13 protein-coding genes and 1 pseudogene are annotated in these 23,094 nt (G+C 68.5%); 11 read left to right on the forward strand and 3 right to left on the reverse strand.

Translation table 11 applies throughout. From position 1 onward, the window contains the following. Positions 1-273: 273 nt before the first annotated feature. Positions 274-2,352: a hypothetical protein gene (locus ACGFX4_RS40175; protein WP_393085960.1), complete on the reverse strand. Its 2,079-nt coding sequence runs from the start codon at positions 2,350-2,352 to the stop codon at positions 274-276. Positions 2,353-3,086: 734 nt separating this feature from the next. On the opposite strand from ACGFX4_RS40175, the gene ACGFX4_RS40180 reads away from it, so the two are divergent. The 5 genes from ACGFX4_RS40180 to ACGFX4_RS40200 all read left to right on the forward strand — a co-directional run bounded on the left by ACGFX4_RS40180 (position 3,087) and on the right by ACGFX4_RS40200 (position 9,419). After that, positions 3,087-4,865: a hypothetical protein gene (locus tag ACGFX4_RS40180; RefSeq protein ID WP_393085962.1), complete on the forward strand. Its 1,779-nt coding sequence runs from the start codon at positions 3,087-3,089 to the stop codon at positions 4,863-4,865. 78 nt (positions 4,866-4,943) lie between these two features. Next, positions 4,944-6,182 (forward strand): IS256 family transposase, encoded by a 1,239-nt coding sequence (locus ACGFX4_RS40185; RefSeq protein WP_393085964.1) that lies wholly within the window; start codon positions 4,944-4,946, stop codon positions 6,180-6,182. A gap of 48 nt (positions 6,183-6,230) precedes the next feature. Next, positions 6,231-6,596: a hypothetical protein gene (locus ACGFX4_RS40190; protein WP_393085966.1), complete on the forward strand. Its 366-nt coding sequence runs from the start codon at positions 6,231-6,233 to the stop codon at positions 6,594-6,596. Between the two features lie 258 nt (positions 6,597-6,854). Continuing rightward, complete coding sequence (locus tag ACGFX4_RS40195) at positions 6,855-8,495, forward strand: PD-(D/E)XK nuclease family protein (protein WP_393085968.1); 1,641 nt, start codon at positions 6,855-6,857, stop codon at positions 8,493-8,495. Between the two features lie 129 nt (positions 8,496-8,624). Continuing rightward, positions 8,625-9,419 carry a hypothetical protein gene (locus ACGFX4_RS40200; RefSeq protein WP_393085970.1) on the forward strand — a complete coding sequence of 265 codons (795 nt, stop codon included), beginning with the start codon at positions 8,625-8,627 and terminating at the stop codon, positions 9,417-9,419. On the opposite strand, the gene ACGFX4_RS40205 is transcribed toward ACGFX4_RS40200, so the two are convergent. Continuing rightward, entirely contained in the window at positions 9,416-10,585 is a 1,170-nt protein-coding gene (locus ACGFX4_RS40205) for an ImmA/IrrE family metallo-endopeptidase (protein ID WP_393085971.1), read from the reverse strand. The genes ACGFX4_RS40200 and ACGFX4_RS40205 overlap by 4 nt on opposite strands. Before the next feature lie 1,171 nt (positions 10,586-11,756). Between ACGFX4_RS40205 and ACGFX4_RS40210 the strand changes: the two genes are divergently transcribed. The 3 genes from ACGFX4_RS40210 to ACGFX4_RS40220 all read left to right on the forward strand — a co-directional run bounded on the left by ACGFX4_RS40210 (position 11,757) and on the right by ACGFX4_RS40220 (position 16,656). Then, entirely contained in the window at positions 11,757-14,255 is a 2,499-nt protein-coding gene (locus ACGFX4_RS40210; RefSeq protein WP_393085973.1) for a tetratricopeptide repeat protein, read from the forward strand. A gap of 150 nt (positions 14,256-14,405) precedes the next feature. Then, positions 14,406-15,275 (forward strand): hypothetical protein, encoded by an 870-nt coding sequence (locus tag ACGFX4_RS40215; protein ID WP_393085975.1) that lies wholly within the window; start codon positions 14,406-14,408, stop codon positions 15,273-15,275. 40 nt (positions 15,276-15,315) lie between these two features. Further along, positions 15,316-16,656, forward strand: a complete 1,341-nt coding sequence (locus ACGFX4_RS40220) for a hypothetical protein (RefSeq protein WP_393085977.1) — start codon at positions 15,316-15,318, stop codon at positions 16,654-16,656. Between the two features lie 123 nt (positions 16,657-16,779). Here the strand turns inward: ACGFX4_RS40220 and ACGFX4_RS40225 are convergent, their stop codons facing one another. Continuing rightward, positions 16,780-17,658, reverse strand: coding sequence for a hypothetical protein (locus ACGFX4_RS40225; RefSeq protein ID WP_393085979.1), 879 nt, complete (start codon positions 17,656-17,658; stop codon positions 16,780-16,782). Positions 17,659-17,739: 81 nt separating this feature from the next. Here ACGFX4_RS40225 and ACGFX4_RS40230 point away from each other — a divergent pair, with 81 nt between their 5' ends. The 3 genes and pseudogenes from ACGFX4_RS40230 to ACGFX4_RS40240 all read left to right on the forward strand — a co-directional run. Beyond that, the gene (locus ACGFX4_RS40230) at positions 17,740-18,219 is read left to right on the forward strand and encodes a hypothetical protein (protein WP_393085981.1); all 480 of its coding nucleotides are present in this window, start codon (positions 17,740-17,742) and stop codon (positions 18,217-18,219) included. Between the two features lie 125 nt (positions 18,220-18,344). Then, positions 18,345-22,592 carry an NACHT domain-containing protein gene (locus tag ACGFX4_RS40235; RefSeq protein WP_393085983.1) on the forward strand — a complete coding sequence of 1,416 codons (4,248 nt, stop codon included), beginning with the start codon at positions 18,345-18,347 and terminating at the stop codon, positions 22,590-22,592. 171 nt (positions 22,593-22,763) lie between these two features. After that, positions 22,764-22,952: pseudogene (locus ACGFX4_RS40240) on the forward strand (IS5/IS1182 family transposase); the annotation flags it as partial. Positions 22,953-23,094: the final 142 nt, after the last annotated feature.

Raw genomic sequence — 23,094 nt, forward strand, 5'->3', positions numbered from 1 at the left:
GGTTTTGCCTGCGGCCGAGACTCAGCCCCCCTGAGTTGGCTGCGCGGGCGGGGGGGGGGGGGGGGGGGGGCCCGCCCCCCCCGCCCGCGGGGGCCCCCCCCCCCCCCCCCCCCCCGAGCGGCGTCCGCCCGCCGCCAGCGGCCGCCCACTGGGCGGACAAGGGCACCCTCCCGGCCAAGTCGGGGGCATGTACCCGACCTCAGGCTCAGCACCCCGCGCCGACTGCCATGGCTTCGGGCCGTCGTGGATCGATGTGTTGCGGACCTTCATCGGTCAGGACGTGCTCTCCGTTCGGGCTGTGTGGCCTTCGGAGCTTCGGTGATGGCTGTTCGCGGCTGTTGTCCATTGCTGTCCGAGGGCCTGGAGACGCTGTCCCGCCGTGAGGAGGCCGGCGGTGGAGCGGTAGCCGCGCAAGGAGTGCTGCACCACGCCGATCCGGGTAGAGGCCAGAAACCCGAGGGCCTCCACGACCGAGGCCTCGTCTGTGCGGTGATTGCGGCTGCGCAGCGCGCGTCGAAGCGACGTGAGGTCGAGCCAGCCGCCTTCCTCGAGCGGGTCCTCCGCTTCGGCGTTCAAGATCTCGACGAGCGCGTACTCCAGTGCGCTGCGTTCTTCCTGGGCGTTCCAGTGGATGCTCAGGGCGCTCCTGCGTCGGGCAGCGGGCAGCGCGGGGTCGACCAGACCACTCAACTGTGCCGGCGTGAGCGGGGTTCGGTCCTGCCGCCGGACCACCTCGGCCAGCAGGTCCGTCTCGATCACGGCGATGGCCGTGTCGTCGTCGGCTTCCTTCAGCATGGTGCCCTGGAACCCCGGCCCCACCAGAAGCGTGACAGCAGCCCCCAGGTCTTCCCGGTGGCGCGGGAGCCGGAACAGCGACTGCTCGGCGACGGGCCCGGTGGCCGACGTCTTGGCCTCGATCGCGAGGACCTGCGAGTCCGTGCCGATGCCGTGGCGGACGGTGCCGTCGGCTGCACCCCGGCCGCCCACATGCCGGCCGGGCATCCCCAGGTAGCCAAGCGCGGCGACGACGGCCCTCTCCAGACGTTTGTAGTCGGCACTGTCGCGGGCAGCACTCACCACCTCCGCCGCGATGGTCTCGCCGGCCGAGACGGGCAGCCAGGCGCCGGGCTGCGGAACGTCGACTGAAGAGCCGCCCGGACGATGGGCCGTCCCGACATCGGGCTCGAGCCGGGGCGGCATGTCGTCTGCGGACTGGCAGGGCAGGGCGCGTCCGAACGCCCGGCCCATTGGTGTTGTCCGGTACAGGGTGTGCGAGGGGCGGGTGACCAGCCCGCAGGCCTCCAGGAGGTTGAGGCGGACTGTGATCGCTGTGCGGGTCAGCGGCTTCTCGCGGTTGGGCAGGTAGAGGCGACTGAGCTCCGCGAGTGCGCCGGATGTGCTCTGGCCTGCCGTGTCGAGCTCGCCGAGCAGTTCGCCGAAGAAGCCGACCGAACTGTGGACGATCCTGGCCAGGTCCAGCGGTTCGCCGGACTCCACCCAGACGCGGCCGGCCGCGGTGGCGCTCCAGGTCGTGGACGAGGTCCGCTCAAGAAGGCCCAGGGCTTTCAAGGAGTCCTTCGCAGTGCGGCCGGTACTGGCGGTCTGGGCCTTGGGGAAGGATTCCTGCACCAGCTGGGCGAATCCTGTGTCCGTGATCGAGGGAATGGCTGCCTCGGTGAGCATCCTCAGCGCGTCCAGCATGCCGCCGTTCGCGGTGGCCCCCGGCACGTAGAGGCTCGCACCGTCCACCCGGTTCCTGAGGGCGGCTTCGTCGAGCGAGTCGATGAGATCGGCGATGACGCCCACTGCGGGCGGGAGCTCAACGACACTCGCGGGGTCCTCACGCTCGGGCCGGCCCAGCACCAGAGTCGCCAGGAACTGCCGCCCGGCGTCCGTCAGATGGAACTGTCCCCCGAAACGGTCGACCATTCCCGTCACAACGAGCCACGTCGTCCGGTTGTGCACCGGACCGGTCGTGTCCCACGTCAGATCGAACTCGTCACGGGCCACACGGAGCAACTGCTCAAGTGTCTGATGACCGGCGGCGACGGACTCCATGAGCTCGCCGACGAACCGGACGTTGTTGTGCAGGAGCTCGACGAGCAGGGCGTGGTCGTTCGTCCGCTGCCACGCGAGAGCGGCCGGGGTGGGCCGGAACAGCGAACCGTCCCGGGAGAGCAACCCGGCGCGGACAAATCGCTGGAGCTGGTGCCGGGTCAGGCCTCCGGGGATCCCGTCCGGCGACAACCCGGCGGAGCCACTGCCGGACGGGTGCTGTTCACCGGACAGTCCCGCGATCAGCTCCCGGAGAGCAGGGATCCAGGTGGACCGGACTCCGCTGAGCACCGGCATACCTGTCGACCGCTCTTCCCAACCTGGCACACGCGCTGCGTCACTCATAGCAACAGAGCTTCTAGCCCTGGCAGAGGTCACGTCCGGCCTTTGGCGAAGTTGCTCACAGCGGTAGCTCGACCTATCTGGAAGCGTGCGGAACGCCGGAATCGCCGATCAGAGCCGACCGGTGGCGGTTCGCGGGCTCCGCCGGCCAGATGATCCGCCCCGCCGCCGATCGCCCAGGCGGTAACCGCACAGTCCGGCATGCCCTCCGGCGGCGTCGTGTACTCGGCCGCAGAACCATCGGTGCTCGGCGTGTTCCGTCGGCGGACTGGCATGCTCGGCACCGCGCTGCGCCGGGGTATCCCGCCTGCCGCGTCCCTCGGCCGGCCGCGGCGGCCTCGACTCGGTCCGGAGACGTGCCGCGCGAGGGGCGCCCGCGCGGGCGTACAACGAGCCGCAGGCCAGGAACGGCCCGATCGCCGCCCGTCTTCCGAATCCGCACCTGCCGGAGCCCGCAGCCTCGGGCGCATGCGGGCAAACCAGTGGCCGATCGCGTTACCCGCCACTGCGCAGGCCCGAACGCGGATGCCGCCCCGCGCGGCAACTCGATTCGAGTCTCATGCCTGCGGGCTGCGAGATCACGCTTTGCCCATGATGATGGTCTAAGGCGCGTCCACGTACGAGAAGCCCGGGCAGCCCCGCGGCCGGCCAGGGCTATCCGGACTGCCTTCCCTGGAGGTGGTGGGGAGATGGCACTGGTCGAGGTGGAATTCGCTGAAGGGATCTTCCACAACACGCTGCTGCTCATGCTCACCGAGGCGCCCATACCGGTTCCGACGTTCCAGGGGCTCCCCGATGATCACTTGATCACTGGGATCGACTGGGGTGGCACGATCACCTTCGACGCGACCCCGGACGGGTCACCCGCCCCGCCGAACACCATGACTGCTCGCGTCGACGTCACGATCCGACACATAGCGATCGCCGAACTCGAAGCCGACCCGAACACGGAGGAGGCCTCTTCCGCGGCGGTGTTCTGGCTACACCTGTGGGTTCTCGGTCCAGGGCTGGTGATCGACCTGAGCCGCGTCGACATCGCAGGTCAGGCACCACAAGACGTGGGGAGGCAGGTCTGGAAATTTACGCTGAACCTAAACGAGGTCGAGTTTGTCACTGGATCCATCCACCATGCGGACCGCTACGTGACTTTGAGGCTCGCAACGACGGGAGCTGACGACCTGTCTGCTCCTCCTGCCAATCACCTCAAAGTCCACGGCGACCATCACGACTTTCTTGTCCGGATCTCGGGAGAGGCATTCGCCGATGGCCTCGCCAGTCAAGTGACGCGGCAGCTTGCCACGCTGCCCCAGGGCATGACGGTCCAGGAGTATCCCCATGCTGCCTGGGGGAACTGGGCTCCCATGATCGGGTGGAGGCCCGACTGGGCCTGGGCGGCCGTGGCGAACTGCCGCCTGAATAAGCAGGATGCCTGCCCTGCTCTGTTCGAGGATGTAGACGTTTCGGTGGAGGCCATTACTGCCCTATCGGTTGAGATCCTGCCGCCACAAGACGATCCCGACGGCCCGCAAGAGCTCGAACAGACCCTCCACCTCTCCGGCGACGCCTCAGACCGGGATGCCTTCAGCTGCTTCATGGGAACCGGTGGCATGGCCGCGCTGTTCTTCGGAGTCACCCTCAATCCGGTCGTGGGCGTGATCGTTGGTGTTGGCGCGGCCATCGCTTTGGGGGAGATCCTCCGCGGCCGCGTCGGGCGGGAGCTGCAAGACCTCGACGTCGCGACCTTCACCCGTATAGCCGTCGACGACCACAGCGCCACCTACAAGCGCCGCTCCCCGCTCCCAGACGTACTGCAGCGCTTGTCCGACCTGCACTGGACCGTGGACCAAAACGGCCTCATGATCAGCGGCAAAGCTCCCCTCATCTTCCCGGCGCATCACGTACCCGACTTCAAACCGCCCCCGGGGCCCTTGCCGGGTGACTGGGCGGGCGGGCGGTACAACTGCGAAGCAGGCCAATGGGAACCGCACAACCGCTACACCCTGCGCACGATCTCCCTGGCGGACCGAGCAGTCGTCCTGGACCAGCCATTGCTGGACACCAAGGTGGAGATCTTCTCAGTCGTCGTCGTCCCACCCGGCCCGTGGCAACTGACATGGTTCCCAGCTGGGGACGACCGCCCGAACCCCCAAGTGATGGTGTCCTCGAATGGCCTCCCGGCCGAGGGCGCCTCCGGCCGCGTCTATGTCCACACCAACGTGGGGCTCGCGCGCTACGAGATCGTTCCCGTTCCGCCTGCGCAGCAGCCCTCCCTTGAGCGGCTCCTGACAGAGAAGATCAAGTGCGCCAAACAGGCCGTCAGGGTGCTGAAACTTCAAGGCGAGCCCAGTGAGCCGGCCCTCGTCGAAGCCCTGATCACGTTGAGTGGACTGCTGTCCCAGGCCGGCCAGGGTTGCGTCCAGGGAAGTGGTGTACGGGTTCCACCCGTTCCGGGGGTTTCGTCCCGGTAGCGGGTGTCACCTGAAACGTAAGACGGCCACCGGTTGATCCTTCGAGATGTCTGACGTCACGAAGAGGAGACCAACACGATGACCGCACCCGACAGTCTGCCGTTCGCCGCCCTGTTGGAGGAGAACCTGGCCTCGGCGAGTCCCGACTTGTTGCGCGCGATGGTGAAGACCTTCGCCGAGGCGATGATGTCCGCCGACATCGACCGGGCCTGCGGCGGCGAGTACGGCCGACCGAGCGAGGACCGAGTCAACTCCCGCAACGGATACCGCAATCGCGACTGGGACACCCGAGTCGGCACGATCGACCTGGCGATCCCCAGGGTCCGCTCCGGCACCTACTTCCCGAGCTGGCTGCTGGAGCGCCGACGGCGGGCCGAACAGGCCCTGATCAGCGTCGTCGCCACCTGCTACCTCCTCGGCGTCAGCACGCGCAGGGTCGAGAAGCTCGCCGAGAGCCTCGGCGTCACCCAGCTGTCGAAGTCGCAAGTCTCCGAGATGGCCAAGCACCTGGACGAGCGCGTCGCCGAGTTCCGTAACCGACCGCTCGACCAGGGCCCCTACACGTTCGTCTGGGTCGACGCCCTGACCCAGAAGGTCCGTGAGGGCGGCCGCGTCGTCAACGTCCACTGCCTGGTCGCGGTCGGCGTCAACAACGAGGGCCAACGCGAAGTCCTCGGCCTGGACGTCGCCACCACGGAAGACGGAGCCGGCTGGCTCGCCTTCCTGCGCTCCCTGGTCGCCCGCGGGCTGACCGGCGTCAAGCTGGTGGTCTCCGACGCCCACACCGGCCTGGTCAACGCGGTCGGCGCCACACTGCCCGGCGCGTCCTGGCAGAGGTGTCGAACGCACTACGCGCGCAACCTGCTCTCGCAGGTCCCGAAGTCCGCCCAGCCCTGGGTCGCCACCCTGCTGCGGACCGTCTTCGAACAACCCGACGCGAAGGCCGTCCGGCAACAGATGGCCACCGTCATCGCCGCCCTCGACGAGCGATTCCCCAAGGCCGCAGAGCACTTGGAGGCCGCACGCGAGGACCTGCTCGCCTTCGCCGTCTTCCCCCGGACGGTCTGGAAGTCGATCTGGTCGAACAACCCGCAGGAGCGACTCAACAAGGAGATCCGCCGCCGCACCGACGTCGTCGGCATCTTCCCCGACCGCAGCTCGGTCATCCGCCTGATCGGCGCGGTCCTGGCCGAGCAGAGCGACGAATGGGCCGAACAGCGCCGCTACATCGGCTCCGAGATCCTCGGCCGCTGCCGCCTCCACCCGATCGAGGGAGAAACCACCGACGAGACCATCCCGACCGCACTCACCGCCTAGCCTGAAACCGGATCACCGAGTGGCCGTCGATACACCACTCAAGCGGACGTGACCGCCGGCCAGTACGCCGAGGCGGTGGGTTACATGAAGGAAGCCGTACAGACCAACCGGGACATGGCGGCCGCCCATCCCGACAACGTCGACTACCTCAACCTCCTGATCTGGTCGATTTTCAACCTGACAGCCCGATACAACCAAGCCGGACAGTCAGCCAAGAGCGCCGGGCTCGGCGACGAGGCCATACGGGCGGCCGAGAGGATGGAGGCCGCAGGCGCAGACGAAGCCACTCGCAAGAACGCAGCCACCAACCTCGGACACATCGCCGAATACTTCCCACCCGGCGACGAGGCAGCGCGCGTCGCCGAGAAGGCCACCGCCATGTTCCGCGCACTGGCAGGAAACGGCTCTCCGTAGAACAGGAACCTGCTGACTTCCAGCTCGTGACCGTGAAGCGGTCCCATCCCCCTGCACGGACACAGCCACAGCCATAACAGCCGGGCGCTGGGCCGGGTGCTCTGGCGCGGCGCCTCGGCACATCAATCCGTACGCCCTGAGTCGCCTAGCGCACTGATGTTGCCGCTGGCAACTCCAAAAGGCTTATGACCAGCGGCGGTTCTATACTGCGGAGACCGGAGGGACACCCGACGGTCCATGCAGGAAGGGGTGCGGTCGGTGTCGACCCGGGACCTGAGGGAGCAGCTCAGCGGCTATCAGGGGGAGCTTCGGGTCTGGGCCTCGGATGCGGAGAATCACCCTGCCCGTTGCAGTGTCTTCTCGGCGGCCAAGGCCCGTCGTGGGTTCACTGCGCAGGAGTGGCGGCGCCGCTACAGCGATGCGCCGTTCATGCTCAAAGTGATCCGACAGATCATCGTCGCGCTGCACCGCGACAGGCGCACGACCACCTGGGAAGGACTACAGGAAGCCCTCCAGGAGCAGATGGCGAAGCGCACGGATCTCCACCCGGGAGTGAGGAAGTACGTCGCCTACGCGGTGGAGCAGTACCTCGACGCGCACGACGTACCGCCTCTGCAGTACGAGGGGCTGAAGTTCTTCTCCCTCGACCCCTCCGTCGGAAGTCAGGGCCGGGAACTTGTCGCCTGGGCACTCCTGTACAGCAGCCCGGACGGGTTCCGGGAAGTCCGCCGGCTGCGCGTGAAGAAGGCCCGCGGCAGCATGGGACCGGAACACGACCGATGGGCGGCGGCCGCGGCCCACATCGCCGCCGGTGTGTGGATGGAGATCCCGCCCACCAGGATCCGTGTTGTCGAGGTCGGCCTGTTCGACGGTTCCGCCGAGGTCGTCTTCGAGGGCACACCGGAGGAGGCCCGGGCGCGCTACGACACGTATGCCCGCCCGATCATCCAGAGCCTGGTCCAGCCGGTCGACTACCGGCCGGGACAGTCCTGCAAGGACTGCAAGCTGGCGGGGTGCTGCCCGAGCCTGCACGACTTCTCGGGCTGCCTGGGACAGAAGAAGCCCGGGACGCATACACGCTCGGTCAGCGCCGCCGACCTCGAGCTGTACTCGAACTGCGCCGCCCGCTGGTACCTCGAGAAGGACTGCTTCCTCCCCAAGGAGGACGCTTCCTCCGAAGCGGCGGACAGGGGGCGCATCATCCACCGATGGCTCGCCGAGGCCCATGCGCGGGGTGGAAAGTGCGCGGAATCGGATGTCGCCGCCTACGGCGAGTCAGGAACCTTCACGGGCACGCTTACGGAGGAGGAGTACGGCAAGGCCCGCGATTTCCTGATCGCGCATGCCCGGTCATGTCCTCTGGTCGACGGAGTGGAAGTCGTCTCCATCGAGTCACCGGTGTACGGGTACGACCGGGACGCGGACGTCGTGATCGCCTCGGAGCCCGACCTCGTCTACCGGGAGGCCGACGGGAGAATCGTCGTACGTGAAACAAAGACGACGACGGAAATGCCCGAGGATGCCGGCGAGACCTTCGACCGATTCTTCGCCGCACCCTGGCTGATCAATATCGCGAGCACCGCCAACGACGCGTTCGGCAATTCCAGCGGACGCCCCCGGATCGAACTCGAGGTGATCACCCCCGACGAGTCGCGGACATTCGCCTGGGACCTCGAGCAGGACGCGGAGGCCGCCCGCATCGCGCGGGCCGATGTCCGACGGCGCGCCAGCACCTGGAACCGCGACGCCTCCTGGTCGGCGGCTCCCGGCGCCCAGTGCACCCGGTGCCCCGTCAGGAGGTGGTGCCCCGACGCCGCGGACACCGACGGCGACGCCGGCGACCGGCTGCGCGCGTCCGACGAGCCGTGCGCCGGCCTGCCGGTGGACTGGGCCGAGTAGAGCACGCGAGAACACGTGCGCGGTGGACCTGCAGGGGGGATAGGCTTGGGCTGGGAGCATCTCGACGCGAGTTCGTAAGACTGTGTTATGGGAGGGTAGTTGGACAGGCCACTACCCACCCCCTTGGCGATGCGGCCGCGCAGCCGCGATCTTGGTCGGCCGCCCCTGCCGCAGTTGCGCCGGTACGCGGTCGATCCGTCACTTCCCCAGCGGTACCGCCCCGTCGGCTTCGCCCTGGCGGACACTGGCCTGCTCTACAGCCTCGCCCACCGCCCGCGGTACCTGGAACTCTTCCTCGAGCTCTACGGCGAGACCGTGACCGTCGCCGAGGCGGTCGCGGACGAGATCCGCGCCGTGGCGCGGGTCCCGCAGCTCGATCGCCCTCACCGCAACCTGGTCCTGATGGGTTCCTGCGCGGACCGCCTCGTCGTCAAACTCAACAGCGGCGCGATCACCGTGGCCGGACCGCCCGAGGACTCGGACGACCTGCGGGCCACCGTGATGCGGCAGCTCCGCGAGCACGACCGTGCGGCAGCCGAGTGGCGCGGCGAGGCCTGGAACCTCATCGACGCGAGCCGGGCGAAGCGGCACAACGGCGAGATCGAGAGCATCCTCGTCGCCGTTGGCGTCATCAAGTCCGGCGGCACGGCCCTGCTCCTGACCAACGACGGGGGCGCCAGCCGCGTGGCCTGGCAGCACGAGGTGTCCGCGCAGAACCTGCGTCATGTCCTGGCCGAACTGGCCTGCGCGGACCCGGAGCTGGATGAGGGCGACCTCCTCGTGGCGTTCGAGGAGATGACGGCCCATTTCGGGACCCTGCCCGAGGGTGCCGGCCCGGCCGACTCCTCCGCCTTCCGCTGCCGCGCCCGCGCCGACAAGTGCCACACCTGCGACCCGCTGGCGAACCAGGTGCTGCAGCGCTAGCGGTCCGACGCCCCGGCCAGGTTCCATCCCGCCGCGGTCAGTTGCTGAGCGGCTTCCTCCGTGTTCCCGTCAGCGATCACGTCGGCCACCGTCGGCAAGCTCACGACGCCGTCCGCGAACGCGGCCAGGACGTGGTCGGTGAGACGCGCGGAAGCGTACCGTCGGCCGCGGGCCTCATCCATCTGGGACCAGGCGCTGCCCGCGCCGACGCTCGCCATCATCGACGCGACCGTCATGCCCGCGCACTGGGCCAGCAGCGAGTCCGGCGGAGCGAGAGTGAATTTCGACTCCCGTAGCGCCTTGAATGTGGCCTCGCGACTTATCCCATAGGTAAGGACAAGGTCCGCCACAAGCCGGTTCGTGTCCGATAGATTCAGCGAGGAGCCATGCTGGTCAAGCATTTCTTCCAGCGCCTCGTCCGGAAGCAGAAAATGTCGAGCGAAAGAATCTGCGATAATTTCCGGAAGGGCGTCTGAATTCTGCGCACGGTCGACGATGAACTGCCCGCTGTCCTGATAGACAATGTGGCTCAGCTCGTGTGCCAGGGTAAACCTCTGACGTGTCCAGTAGTCGTCAGAGTTAACCAGCACAACCCAAACTTTTCGGCTGCCCCGAATCTCCGGCACGGAAATTCCATGCACATTTCGCGGCAATGGCCGGTACTCCACCAGACAACCCAGGCTCTCGACGAGTCCTGTTAGGTCCTCGATCGGATCGAGCGGGTCCAAGTCGAGGCGAGCGCGCAGCCGAGCGGCTGTCGTGCCGCCGTCCTCCTTCGGCTTGTACCGCTTTCTTGACACGGGGAAGCCCGAGAGGTCCACGGTAGACGTGCCGAAGCCCCAGTCCTCAGCAAGTCGATCGGCAGCGAGAAGCCTCATGGCGTGGGCGACTGGCTCCACCACATCGTTCTCGACCTCCGCTGTTCCCAAGCGCAGGCTCACACCGAGCGAAGGCTTCCGTGTGCCGGTCAGAACGGTGGGGTCCACACCAAGCAGCGCCCCGAGAAGAGAGGCCTCCGGTGGGGACGGCAAGCGTTCCCCGCGCATGAGCTCATCGCCGATCCCAGGCGATCCGAAGAGCTCTTCCAGGATGGATGGAGTGACCTCATGGCGAAGAAGGAGGCTGCTCAGTGCGTGGCCGTCAAACGTCGCCGTCTCATTCTCCACACGCGTCACCTCCAAGCCTTCCGCGTCCCTGTGCCCACACCTGCGCCCCCTGTAGCGGCGCGGACACTGTCCTCAAAAAATCTTCTCCCGCCTTCATCCAGCAGCCCTGACGCCGGCATCCAAGCGCCGAAATTTCAGTCTACGGCTGCTCTCCATGCCCTCAAGGATAGAGGTGGCCGGTGACAGCCGCGATAGTGCAGCACGCGACGTCGCAACGATCACGGGAGCAGGGACCAGGCCGTCCGACCAGCAGGAATGCCGTCTGGACTCGCGTGTCGGGCCCTTGACGCAGCGGGGCGTGAGCTGTGTGCGGGCGCTGTCGGTGAGTGCGGGCACGCGCAGATCTGCCAGTCGAGAGCGGGGCGGGACAGCTGGCGCGGCAGTCGTCTTGGGGATCACGACTGTCTGTTCCCTCCCCGCCGGAGCCCTTGGCTCGGCAATGCCTGTCCGGCATGCCTCGCACTGACGCACCGCTATAGAGATGCCCGATGCTCGCACCATCAAAGCAGCCTGCCCCATGTAACGTCACTCTATTGGGAGGGTTACGCGGGCCTGCGGCGGAGTGTTCCGTCCCTGGGCAACTCCTCGACACCCCAACCGAGGTACTGACGTCCTTCCGGCAGATGCCCCGTTGCATCCTCGGGGATGAGTGTTGAGGCCGCAGGCCCGGCGAGGGCCAGAGGAGAGGCCTTCTCTCGCGAGCGGGTGAGCCACGGCGAGGATTCTGCCTGGTCGGCGGGGCCGGCATAGCCGTCCAGTGAGCCCGCACACCGACACTTGCATCGTCCTGCGCGCGCGTTCTGTCCGCTGGAGGCGCGGGCCCGGGGCCTCCGAAGCCCTGTAAACCTGACGAGGCAGGAGGAAGTGAGCTCTCACCCCGAAGGCCGGCGCCGGTCCCGGGGAACCTGTAGGACCAACCGGACGCTCAGAACCAGTCAACTGGCACTCAATGCCTGACGCAGTGTTGTCGGCTCACGGGCAAAGGCGACGGCCGGTTGGTCGAAGCAATTGGGTCAGGTGTCTGACTGGGTGTCGCCGGGTAGCGTCGGCGACGCGGGTTGGGCGGGGGAGCGGGGGTTGGCGGGTGGCGAGGTGGAGGCAGACTCTCACCGAAGGCGAGCTCCTGGAACTGATCGGCGCGAGGTGCCACTGGCCGGACTGTGGCCGTCCCATGACCATGCGGGTGAATGGGGAGTGGGTCCTTGACGCGGTGATTGCGCACATCCGCGCGCAACGCCCAGGAGGTAAGCGCCACGACTCCTCCTGGACCCGTGAACAGCTGGACGGCCCCGAGAACCTGCTGCTGCTCTGCCCGCCGCACCACAAGGTGATCGATGGGGTCGACGCCGATGCCTACCCGGTGGAGCTGCTCGAGAGCTGGAAGCGGAACCATCTGTCGCCTGCGGGCTACTGGCATAACCTGCGACCGGCCACGGGCCTGGCCGCGGGTCACCGCCCGGCACCGGCGGCCTGGCGGTCGTGGCAGACCGTGGCGGAACTGGACGCCCTGGCTGCCGGTGTGCGACCCAGCTGGGAGCACGACGGCGACACCGTGCCCGCCTACGTGCCGCGCGACCTCGATCAGCACCTCACCGACCAACTGGCGAGGGCCGGTGCCCAGGGCGGCATGGTGCTGGTCGCCGGTGACACGGGGTGCGGGAAGTCCCGCCTCGCTCTCGAGGCCGCCCGCCGCGCACTGCCCGACCACCTCGTGTGCCAGGTTCCCTACGACGGGTTGCAGGCGGCGATCACGGCCGTGATGCACTGCCCCGAGCCCCGCCTGCTGTGGCTGGACGGTCTCGAACACCACGACCGGCTGCAGGGCCTTGTCGCCGAACTGCGGCGCTGGCGCATCCCGGTCCTCGCCACCGTCCACGCCCAGCACCTCCCACCACCAACCGCCCCCCACCCCGCCGTGGTTGGGCACGCTGGCGCGGTGCTTTCCGCCGCGGTCGTGGACCAGGCCTCGATCGTCTTCCTCGACCGGGCCTGGAGCCCCACCGAGATGCAGCGCGCCCGAGCCTCGGCCGATCCGCGCGTCCGGTCCGCAGCCGAGCAGTGCACCCACCGCGGGGTCGGCGAGTTCCTTGCCGCCGGTCCCGCCCTGTGGGCAGCGTGGCAAGCGGCCCGGCGCGTCGGCGGAAACCCCCGAGGAGCCGCCCTCGTCCGCGGCGCCCTCGACCTGGCCCGCACCGGCCTGCGAGGCCCGCTGCCGGACGACCTGCTCACCCGGACCCACCGCTACTACCTCGCCGACGCCGGCGGCGCCCTGCTGCGCCCCGAACCGCTGGAGGAGGCGTTCGCCTGGGCCGACGGCAGCCGGGTCGGAATGACGAGCCTGCTCCAGCCCACAGCGGGCGGGGCGCGCCGGCCCTTCGCCGGCCTTCTCGGCGATGCTGCGGCCCAGCCGCCGGAACCCGTCCACCCGTTCGTGTGGTTCGAAGCGCTCGGCGCCGCCCGGGACATGAGCACGGCCTGGGCGGTGGCATCCAACGCACAGCGTGAAGAGCCATTGATCGCCGCCAGGCTGTGGCGGATCCTGCGCGAGGCCGGTCTTACCCAGGTGTTGTGGCACCAGGCCGCAACCCTGATCCGGGACGACCGGTGCGAGGAAGCCCTCCACTTCTTGGGCGAGCACGCCGATCCTATGGATGCCTTCGCCCGGCGCCTCACCGCATTGGCCCTGAGCGAGCTCGACCGCCTGGACGAAGCCGAGACGGCGTGCCGCGAGGCGCATGCGCTCGGCGACACCGACAGCCTCGCTGACCTGGCGCAACTCCTGGTCGAGCGAGGGCGTCTCGATGAAGCCGAGCGCCTTTTCCGGCGTGCTGCCCGGGCCGGGGCCCGCAACGCGTGGTTCAACCTGGGTGTCCTGCTCGCCGACCGGGGCAAGATCCGGCAGGCCATCCACGCGTACCGGCAGGCCGCCTCGACTGGCGACAGGGACGCGCTGGCGAACCTGGGCCGGATCCTTGCTGGCAGCGGGAAGACTCGCGCCGCAGAGGCGGCACTCCGCCAGGCCATCGACCTCGGCGACCTGGAAGCGCAGCTGGACCTCGCCAACCTCCTCAAACGCCTGCGCCGCGACGAAGCCGTGCAGGCATACCAGCAGCTGATCGAGCACGGCGACGCCCGGGCCTGGATCAACCTCGGCAACCTCCACGCCGACAACGACCAGCCGGACCAGGCCGAGCACGCCTACCGGCAAGCCCTCCGAGCGGGCCTGCCCATCGCCCACTACTACCTGGGACGCCACCTGGCGGCCGAGCAGCGCTGGCACGACGCCGAAGCGCACCTGCGCCGAGCCGTGAACACGGACGCGACCGACGTAGGCCTCCACCTCGGCCTCGTACTCAGAGAACTGGGACAGACCCAGGAAGCCAAGAACCTGCTCGGCGCCGCCGCGCGAGCCGGCGAGCCGCTCGCCGCCGTAGCCTTTGCCACCGTCGCCGACGAAGCGGACGAGGACGAGCGCCGTACACTGCTCCACCAGGCAGCCAGCGGCGGAGACCTCGACGCAATGCTCCTGGTGATGCTCGACCTCGAGCACAGCGGGCACCGGCAGCTGGCCGAAGACTTCCGTCGGCGCCTGGCCGCCCGCGGTGACTCCGTGACAGCCGGGCTCCTCGCCGCCGTTAGCTTCTCCCCAGCTGTGGCCGCGTCTTGCTGACAGGATGCCAGTCGACGGCCATCCGACCAGGGCTGTGCCTCGGGGGCTGTCGAATCGTGGTCATGAACCGTCGGTAGGCCGGAGTAGGCCGGTGGCGCCGGGACGAGCGAGGCGAGTGCCCAGTCGGCAGCTTGTAGAGCGGAGTGTCTGGTGGAGCGAGGTGAGCGGTGGGCGCACCGCGTTGCGCCGTACAAGGGGCCTGTCAACGAGGTCGAGGTGCTGAAGGTCGGCACCCAGCGGCCCGTTCGAGTGAAGGTGCGCTTCGTCGCCGACGAGGCGGAAGGCCGCGAGGAATGGGTGCCCAAGGCGCGGCTGCGCGTGCCCTGGGAGGAGAAGGACGCCTGGCTTCACCGGCAGGACCGATGGGACGCGCTGATCAGCGACGGGCCCGAGGACGACCAGGACACGGACTTCGTGGCAGCGAGCCTGGTCTTCGACACCTGCCCGGTGACCGAGACGGTCTCCATGGGCTGGAACACCCGCGAGCGGGGAGTGCTCTACATCCACGACGTGCCGGCCCTCGCCTCGATGCTGCAGGTCCCGCAGGACCTCTTCACCTCCGACCCGCGCACCTTCACCGATGACGACGGCACACTGAACGCTCCCTGGCCGACCACCCTCGCCGTCGCCGAGCGCATCGCAGCAGCTCACGCCGCACCCCTGCTGGCTGTCCTCGCGGAACAGGAGAAACAGGCACAGCACGACGCGCTCTACGGCCGCTACTACCGCGGCCGGGGCAAGGGCGGAGGCACGCACATCAGCCCGGAGATCTGCGACGAAGTCGACCAGAAGTACCAGCCAGGCCGCGACCTCGCCCGCCAGTGGTGCGGCACCGACGCCACCGCCCGACTGGACGAACTCCAGGCACTGCGCGCCGAGGTGATCCGCATCGGCAAGCTCACGGAAGAGGCCATCACAGCACTCCACACCGCAGGAGAGAACCGCAAAGCCGACGACCTCACACGACGGCTCGGTGTTCCACTCGAATCCCTGCGCAACGCCGCCGACCACCGGCACTGACCCACAATCCCTGTCCGCCCCACCTTCTGCGAGGCGACCCTTGACCCAGGGCCTGAACGACCGACAGCTCACCGTGCTGCGCCGCATCTGCGAGCCGGGAGAACCCGTCACCTCCACCGACTCGCACCTGGCCAACAGCGTCTACGCGCTGCGCAGAAGAGGACTCGTGACAACCCAGTGGGAGGGCGGCGGCTGGACGGCCTCCGCGACACTCGCAGGGCGCGAGCATGTGAGCCGCGCGAACGACCCGACCCCCACACCATCGCCGGCCGCAGACCCCGCCAACGCGCCGACCGCCGGCCCAACGACCGACGCCGCAGAGACCACGACAGCTCAGGAAGCCGCGCGACTGATCGCGGATCTCGAGCAGGCAGGCGGCACGCTGCGCGTGCCCGACCCGGCACCGGACGAGCGGGCCCGGCTGCGCCGTGTCGTGCACAGTGCGAGGGCAGGTGGCGCATTGCCGCCGGGGCGCAGGCTGTCGTTCACCGGACGCGACCGGGGAGACGTCGTCATCCAGCTCCTCGACGGTCAGCGACCTTCTGGGGCGGCCGAGCGCCCCACCCCGATCCCGGTGCCCGACGCCCTGCCGGCCGAAGCAGTTCACGCAACGGTGCGCGACTGCCCGCTGCAGGTGTGCGCCGACTGCCGGGCCCGGGCCCTGCGCATCCTCCACGCGCTGGCCACCGCGGCCGAACAGCAAGGGATGACGGTCGCCCCGGCGGCGGAGGAACGCCAGACCCTGGTGATCGCATCCTTGGGCAGCGAGTTCCCCATCGTCCTGACCGAGAGCACTGTGGAGGTTCCCGACCTGGACAGCGTCGAGTACGCATGGCAGCGCGTCACCGAGCACACCCGCGCGCCCTCGCACAAACTCGACATCAGCCTGTCCTACGACTGGGCGCAGCGAGGACGCCGGTACCAGTGGGGAGACCGGCGGCGTTGGAGGCTCGAGGACAGGCTTCCCCAGGTCCTGCGAGAGATCCAGCAGCGCGCGGACGCCGCCCGCGACCAGCGCCTCGCTCACGAGCGGCAGGAACTCGAGACAAAGCTCGCCTGGCATGCTGCCATGGACCGAGCCCGCCACGACCTCGTCCACTCGCACCGCCTCGACCGCCTGCGCGAACAGGTCGACGCATGGCACGAAGCCGTACGCGTGCGTGCCTACTGCGACGCCCTCCGACAGCACCTCGCCCAGGCACCGGCGCCCGACCCGGAAGCGCGCGCAGTACTCGAATGGGTCGCCTGGGCGTGTGCCCACGCCGACAGCATCGACCCGATCCCCACCCACCCGCGAACCCCGGCCGACCCGGCGATCACCCCCGAGAGCCTGCGCCCCTTCCTGCGCGGCTGGAGCCCGTACGAGCCCAAGCGGCGATGACCCGCGGCTCTCGCCGCCCGCATGCCGTCCTCCTGCGTCCCCGCCCGGCCGGCGAGGCCCGACAAGCACGCCCGGTACGCGTCCAGGACCTGACCGCGCAACCGGGCATGTGTGCGGCGCAGGTCAGCGGGGGACGTTCTCGCCCCGGCGCCGGCGCCGGAGTTCGCGCTGGGCCTGGGCGCGGGCGCATTCGCGGGAGCAGTACTTCACGCCGCTGGTCCGGTGCTGTCCGTACTCGGCGCGGCCGCGCTGGCGCACGAAGTTGCGGCCGCAGTTCGCGTTGCCGCACCGGCGGACGAATGAGCCCTCGGCGAGGTGGTTGTAGAGCTGCAGGAAGGCCACGGAGTAGACCGTCGGGTGCCGTTCGGCCAGACCGCGGACACCGATGCTGAACCGACCGAGTGCGGACTCCAGCGCCGAGCTGAAGGCGCTCAGGCGAACGTCGATAAGGACCTCCCGCAGCTGATCCAGGGACTCCGGCCACGGGGGGCTGTCCGGATTCTGTGCGTGGAAGGACGCCAGCGTCTCGTCGGTCACCTCGGGCTCGACCAGTTCCTCGAGTCCGCCTTCGCGCTGGCAGGCCAACCAGGTGGCCACCGATTCCTGGACCGTCTGCAGGTGGACCTCGACCAGGTCGCGATGGACACCGATCAGCCGCGGCTCGTCGGGCGCCGCGCGCGTGGTCATCTCGAGGATCTCCTGCCGTTCGGGCTCGTCGTAGTCCGAGAGGTTGAGATCTGCGCCGTCCAGGTCGAAGAGCATCCCGTAGGAGCTGAACAGCTCGCCGACCGCGTCCAGGTCGTCTGCCGTCGCCGACGCCAGCTCCCGCAGGTAGAAGTCCGCAGGCAACTCGACGAGTTCGTGGCCGTAGGAGGGGGCCGGCTGCCACAGGATCCAGTCGCTGCGGACCTCGACGGCCTTGAACGGCCTCAGGGGCGGGGTGGGGACGACGGTCCCCGGCCAAAGCGTGGGACGAAAACGTGGGTCAACGTATGCCGTCATGGGGGCAGCATAGTGGGTACCGTAGTAGTGCGGAAGCGTCAGTTTAGGTACCACGGGAGCGTGTTGATGGGGGAGACCCGCATGACCGACTGGACCACCCGCAAGGAAATCGGCGACCAGCACGAACAGCGAGTCGCTCGCGAACTCCGGCACCGCGGCTGGACCGTCCATCCCTTCGGCCAAGGCACCTACCCCACCGCGATCCAGAACGCCCTCCGCCTCACCAACTCACCCCTGCGCCAACTCCCCGACATGATCGCCGCCAACGGCAACCGCATCGTCTGCATCGACGCCAAAACCTCCCTCCACAGCACCACCAGCAACCGCTACGCCGTGTCTCGCGCGAGCGTCCAGGCCGGCCTCCAGTTCACGGGCCTCAACGCCCCCGTGCCGCTGTACTACGTCTTCGGCGACCTCCGCGTCCTCACCCCCTCCGACATCGCCCACCACAGCGACCACGGTGACGAACACCCCGGCGGCTCCTACTTCCTGATCAGCACGCACTTTGCCCGCCCCTTCGAGTCCGTCTTCGGTCCAACCCCGCTCCACAGGGCCGCGTAGGCGGGCCTCGTGCCCACCGGCCGACACGCAAGCTGTCGAGGCGACGCTTCGGCCACCGGCCGACGGCGGGGACCGCCGAGGTGCTTGGATGAGGACCTGGGCTGTCCGGCGGGTGGAGGTGCGGCGTGGCGCAATGGCAGCCACTCTCGTGGAAGCGTCGGGTCATGGCGTTGGGGGAATCCCCGGCGCCTGACCGCTTCGGTTGGCCAGCCTCCTCGTTGTTCGCCAGCACAGCGCTGGGGACACCGCTGGCGGACCTGCGCGACGTGCCCGTGCTGGTGCTGCGCGGCGAATGGGGAATGGGCAAGTCCTACGCCCTCGCAGAGGAACTGTCGGACCTCGAAGCCGCAGGACGCCCGGCCGCACTGCTCGCTCTCGGCACGTGCGGCACGAGTGCCAGACGCGCGAGCGCTAAGCTGGCCGAGGCGTTCGAAGCGCCATCGACCCCGGGCCTGTGGCACGTGTTCCTCGACGGTCTCGACGAGGGAATCGACGGGCTGGCCGACCTGGACCATCTGATCATCGATCAGATCCAGAGCCTGTCGGAGGGCGAGAGGGACGGACTGCGGCTGCGGATCAGTTGCCGAACCGCCCGCTGGCCGGATGGCCTGGACCGTGAGCTCGGCAAGTTCTGGTCCGACACCCAGGTCCAGACGGTCGGGCTGGTGCCGCTGTCACGAGAGGACGTCACCCTTGCGGCCCGCGCCATGGAGGTTCACGACGCCGACAGTTTCACCAGAATGGTGCAGGAGCGGGATCTCGTCGCGCTTGCGACCAACCCATTGACGCTCAGCCAGCTCCTCACCGGCTACAAGGACAAGGGACGGCTGCCTGCTACGGCAGCGGAGGCGTACCGGGACGCCTGTCTTCACCTCTGCACCGAAACGCGACGGCCGAAGGACGCCGAGCGGAGACGGTCCCAGGCCACTCCCGAGCATCTGCTGGCCGTGGCCGCACGGGTCGCCGCAGCGATGCAGTTCGGCGCATACACCGCTCTGTCCGACAACCCGCCTCACGCACACGAAGCGGGCCAGCGCGACCTGGCAGTCTCTTCGGTGGAATCGGGCGATGAACCAGGCCACCTCGGATCCCCCGTCGCGTGCTCGATGAACGAGCTCAGCCAACTGACCGAGTCGAGCCTCCTCGTCCCCCTCGAGGGCAACTACCGGTGGGCCTTCTCCCACAGGAGCTACCAGGAGTTCCTGGCCGCCGAGTTCCTGAAGGCCCACTCCGTGCATGCTGCTGTGCAGCGAGAGCTCCTGTGGATCGGCGACGGCCAATCCCGCCACGTCATCCCCGCCCACCAGGCAGTAGCGGCCTGGAACAGCGCGCACGACTCCACAACGTTCGAAGACCTCCTCCGAGACGACCCCCTGGTCCTGCTCCTCGCGGACCTGCCCAGCCGGCCAGCGCACGACCGGGCCCGCGTCGTTGGTGCTCTGCTGGACCTTCTCCAACGCGACGACACCACACAACTGGGCTTTGCCGCCCTACGCCGGCTCGACCACCCGGACCTGGCAGCCCAGCTCCGCCCATACCTGCGAAGCGATACCGAGCCGAACCTGCTCTTCGAGGTGGTCCGCATCGCTCGAGCATGTCCCTGCCCTGGTCTTTCCGACGCGCTCCTGACCCTCGCGGAGGACACAGCGCTCCACTCCGAGATCCGCAGTGCCGCCATTGCAGGAGTCGCTGATCTCAGCGACCAATACGTACGACGCCTGCAGCACCTGGGAGACGACGAATCCGCCGAGGTCGTAGCGACGGCACTCCACCGGCTCCGACCGAACCACCTCACCCTGACGCAGCTCCTCGAGAAAGTCCGCGACCCGGATCCCGACTACATCGGCACCGCCTACATGCTCCGCCGCGAGATCCCGGAACACATCGCCCCTGCTGAGATCTCCGAAGCGGTGGCGTGGGCCAACAGCGTGCTCTGGCAGCCGGCCGCCCAAGGCAGCCCCGCCCTCGCGGTAGCGGTCCTCGCTCAGGCCGTCGCCCTGGCGGGCCAGGCAGACGACGGCGACGCCCTCATCACCGAGGTGGCACAGGCCATGACAGGGATCGCCACCACTTCGACGAACCTCTTCGGTGGCGACACCCGAGCCGCCCGCGAAGACCTCGCCAAAGCACTCGTCGCCGCAGACCGTGTGCGCCGTCGCCTGCTTCGCCACCTGCTGATCAACCAGGACATCAAGCACGTCCTGATGCTCCAGTCCAGCCTCCGAGGCGGCGCGATCCTCTCCCAATCAGACCTCCTCTACTGGGCCGAAAACTGGAATCTGCTCGAACCAGTCGACCCACAAGACGCCGCCATCGTCTTCCGCTTCTCCAAGCCGGACGATCCCGAGACCTTGGCACGCTGCGAAGCGGCCCGCGCTGCCCACCCGACCCTGCGCGAGGCCACGGCACACTGGGACACCCAGCCCGCCGAGAACCCATACGAGCGCAAGCGTCGTCAGGCCGCAGAAGCCGAACGGAAGCGAAACACCTACAGCGAATGCGCACTGCGAGAAGCCCTGGCCGCCGTCATGGCCGCAGAACCCGACACCGTTCGCGCGCGATGGGCGGACGTTGTCAACCACATGCTCCGCACCGCCGACGGCGACCCTTTCCACACCACCGAGCCACTCCTGACCCTCGCTGCTCTGGCACCCTCCCGCCCAGCGCCCGGATCCGAGCTCTCCGACCTGGTCGGCCAGGCCGCCCTGCACCTCATGCGTACCGTTCCAGCACTGAGTCGAGCCCACCGACCACCAAGCGGATTCGAGAACGCACTGGAGCTGACCGCCTTCGCCTTCCTCGACGAACTACCCCCGGAGGTCCAAGACCGGCCCAAGCTGGCTGGCTGGGCTGTTGCCCTGGCCGCAACCCATACCTACCACTCAGGTGCGCTGGAGCTCCGACAACGCTTCCTGCCGGCGTGCGCCCAGCGGGCGGGAGAAGCGCTACCGGAACTCTTGGCCGATGTCCTCGACACCGTTCACGACTCCACCGTTTGCGACATTTCCCACTCACTCGCCGCGACGGCGAACGAGCAGACGCGTTCCGCTCTCCTGGCGTGGGCCAGCGTTCCCGGACGCCGCCCCGAACAGTGGCGGGCCGTCGTCGACGAACTGGCTGGCGTCGGTGACGAAGGCGCACTCACCGCGCTTGCCGACACTCTCCAGACCGACCCCACCACACAAGAGCCGAACTCCGACGAGCGCGTCCGCTGGACCATCGCGGCCACAGCCATGCTGCACAGCGACCGCCTGCCCATGCACTGGACCTCAATCCGCGCACCCCTCGACGACAGGGACGTCCTTCAGAGGTTCCTCGAGGGCCTGGGCAGTGTGCCCAACCTGCCCGGCAGCTGGCCCACGGCCATCAACAACCTCCCGGAAAGCGAGGTCGCCGACCTCTACCGCCTCATCGCCAACCACAGCGGCGGTGACGCGGCAACCCACCAGCCAGACCAGGCCGGAATCGTCACCGCCGACGACCGGATCCTCGAGATGACCCGATCCCTTCCGCAGATCCTCGCCAACCGCAACACAGAGCAAGCCGCGACCGAACTCCGCTGCCTCGCTTCGCAGTTCCCCGAACTCCGGCGACTGCGTGTCCTGGCCGGAACGACCGCTCGCACCGCAGCAGCACGCAACATCCAACCCGTTCCGCCGGACCAGCTACTGGCCCTCGCAGCCCACACCGACCTCCGAGTAGTGCGAGACCACCGGCAGCTGCTGGACATCGTCGTCGACTCTCTCGGCCGATTTCAGCAGGCCATCCACCGACCCAACGGACTGGTAGTCGCACTCTGGAACCGGGACCGCTACACCGTCCACGACGCGGACTGGTGGCCCTGCTGGGAGGAAGACTTCAGCGACATCGTCGCGACCTTCCTCCTCCAAGACATCGGCGGCCACCGCGTCGTGATCAACCGCGAGGTCCAAGTCCTCAGACCCGGATTCCCAGGACTGCGAACCGACATCCAGATCGAGGCTCCGGCCGCGCCGGGAACGGGAGACGACCCCATCAAGGTGGTCATCGAATGCAAGGGCTGCTGGAACAGCCAACTGAAGACCGCCCTGGCCGACCAACTCGTCGACGGCTACCTGCAGGCTCCCCGCACCGCCGGCGTACTCCTTACGGCCTACTTCCATTGCGACCGATGGCGAGCGCACAAGCGAGACTGCCCCGCACGGGCCCACAGCCTCGACGACATCAGACAGCATCAGGAGAGCGAAGCAGCCGTCCAAGGACAGCTGAAGCATGTGTCAGTAGCGGCAGTCACCCTCAACTGCGCGCTTCCTGACGGCACGACTCAATGGCGTACTGTCGCGGGCCAACCAGAGGGCGGAATGAGAGGTGTTGTCCGTTCTGTCGGCGCCTGATTGTGTGACCTTGCCGTCTGCGGCAGGCCGCCGGGCCGGCACCGTGCTGAGGTGGCTGCGCGGGAGATCGTCAACGCGCTGCTCTACCAGTCCCGGACGGGCTGCCAGCGGGATTACCTCCCGCACGACCTTCCGCCTGCCGGGGCGGTGAAGTACTACTTCTACACATATGGGTTCGTCCCGCAGCCGATCAGGTGGCGGGTGGAGCAGACGAACGGGATCTTGATGCTGCACTGGCGACTGGTACGCGACTACGAGCACCGCCCCGCCTCGGCCGAGTCCCGGGTGTACTGGGCGATAAGCGATGTGATGACCCGTCGGCTGATCGGCGGCGCGACCCCGTCCTGGCGCGGCGCATGACCAGCGGAGACCTGACCCTGGGCGCGGTGCTGGTACGACTGGAGGAGCGGGTCACGTCCGCTGGAGTGGTGTATCGACGGCCACTCGGTGATCCGGTTTCAGGCTAGGCGGTCAGGGCTGTGGTGATGCTCTCGTCGGGGGT

The organism is Kitasatospora sp. NPDC048365, from assembly GCF_043200835.1.
GTDB lineage: Bacteria > Actinomycetota > Actinomycetes > Streptomycetales > Streptomycetaceae > Kitasatospora > Kitasatospora terrestris.

What these genes read in the sequence shown, in the direction of transcription:
- ACGFX4_RS40210 (WP_393085973.1), top strand. Translation starts at nt 11,757, where the DNA reads ATGACCATGCGGGTGAATGGGGAGTGGGTCCTTGACGCGGTGATTGCG.
- ACGFX4_RS40225 (WP_393085979.1), bottom strand. Translation starts at nt 17,658, where the DNA reads ATGACGGCATACGTTGACCCACGTTTTCGTCCCACGCTTTGGCCGGGG.
- ACGFX4_RS40200 (WP_393085970.1), top strand. Translation starts at nt 8,625, where the DNA reads ATGCGGCCGCGCAGCCGCGATCTTGGTCGGCCGCCCCTGCCGCAGTTG.
- ACGFX4_RS40180 (WP_393085962.1), top strand. Translation starts at nt 3,087, where the DNA reads ATGGCACTGGTCGAGGTGGAATTCGCTGAAGGGATCTTCCACAACACG.
- ACGFX4_RS40185 (WP_393085964.1), top strand. Translation starts at nt 4,944, where the DNA reads ATGACCGCACCCGACAGTCTGCCGTTCGCCGCCCTGTTGGAGGAGAAC.
- ACGFX4_RS40230 (WP_393085981.1), top strand. Translation starts at nt 17,740, where the DNA reads ATGACCGACTGGACCACCCGCAAGGAAATCGGCGACCAGCACGAACAG.
- ACGFX4_RS40175 (WP_393085960.1), bottom strand. Translation starts at nt 2,352, where the DNA reads ATGCCGGTGCTCAGCGGAGTCCGGTCCACCTGGATCCCTGCTCTCCGG.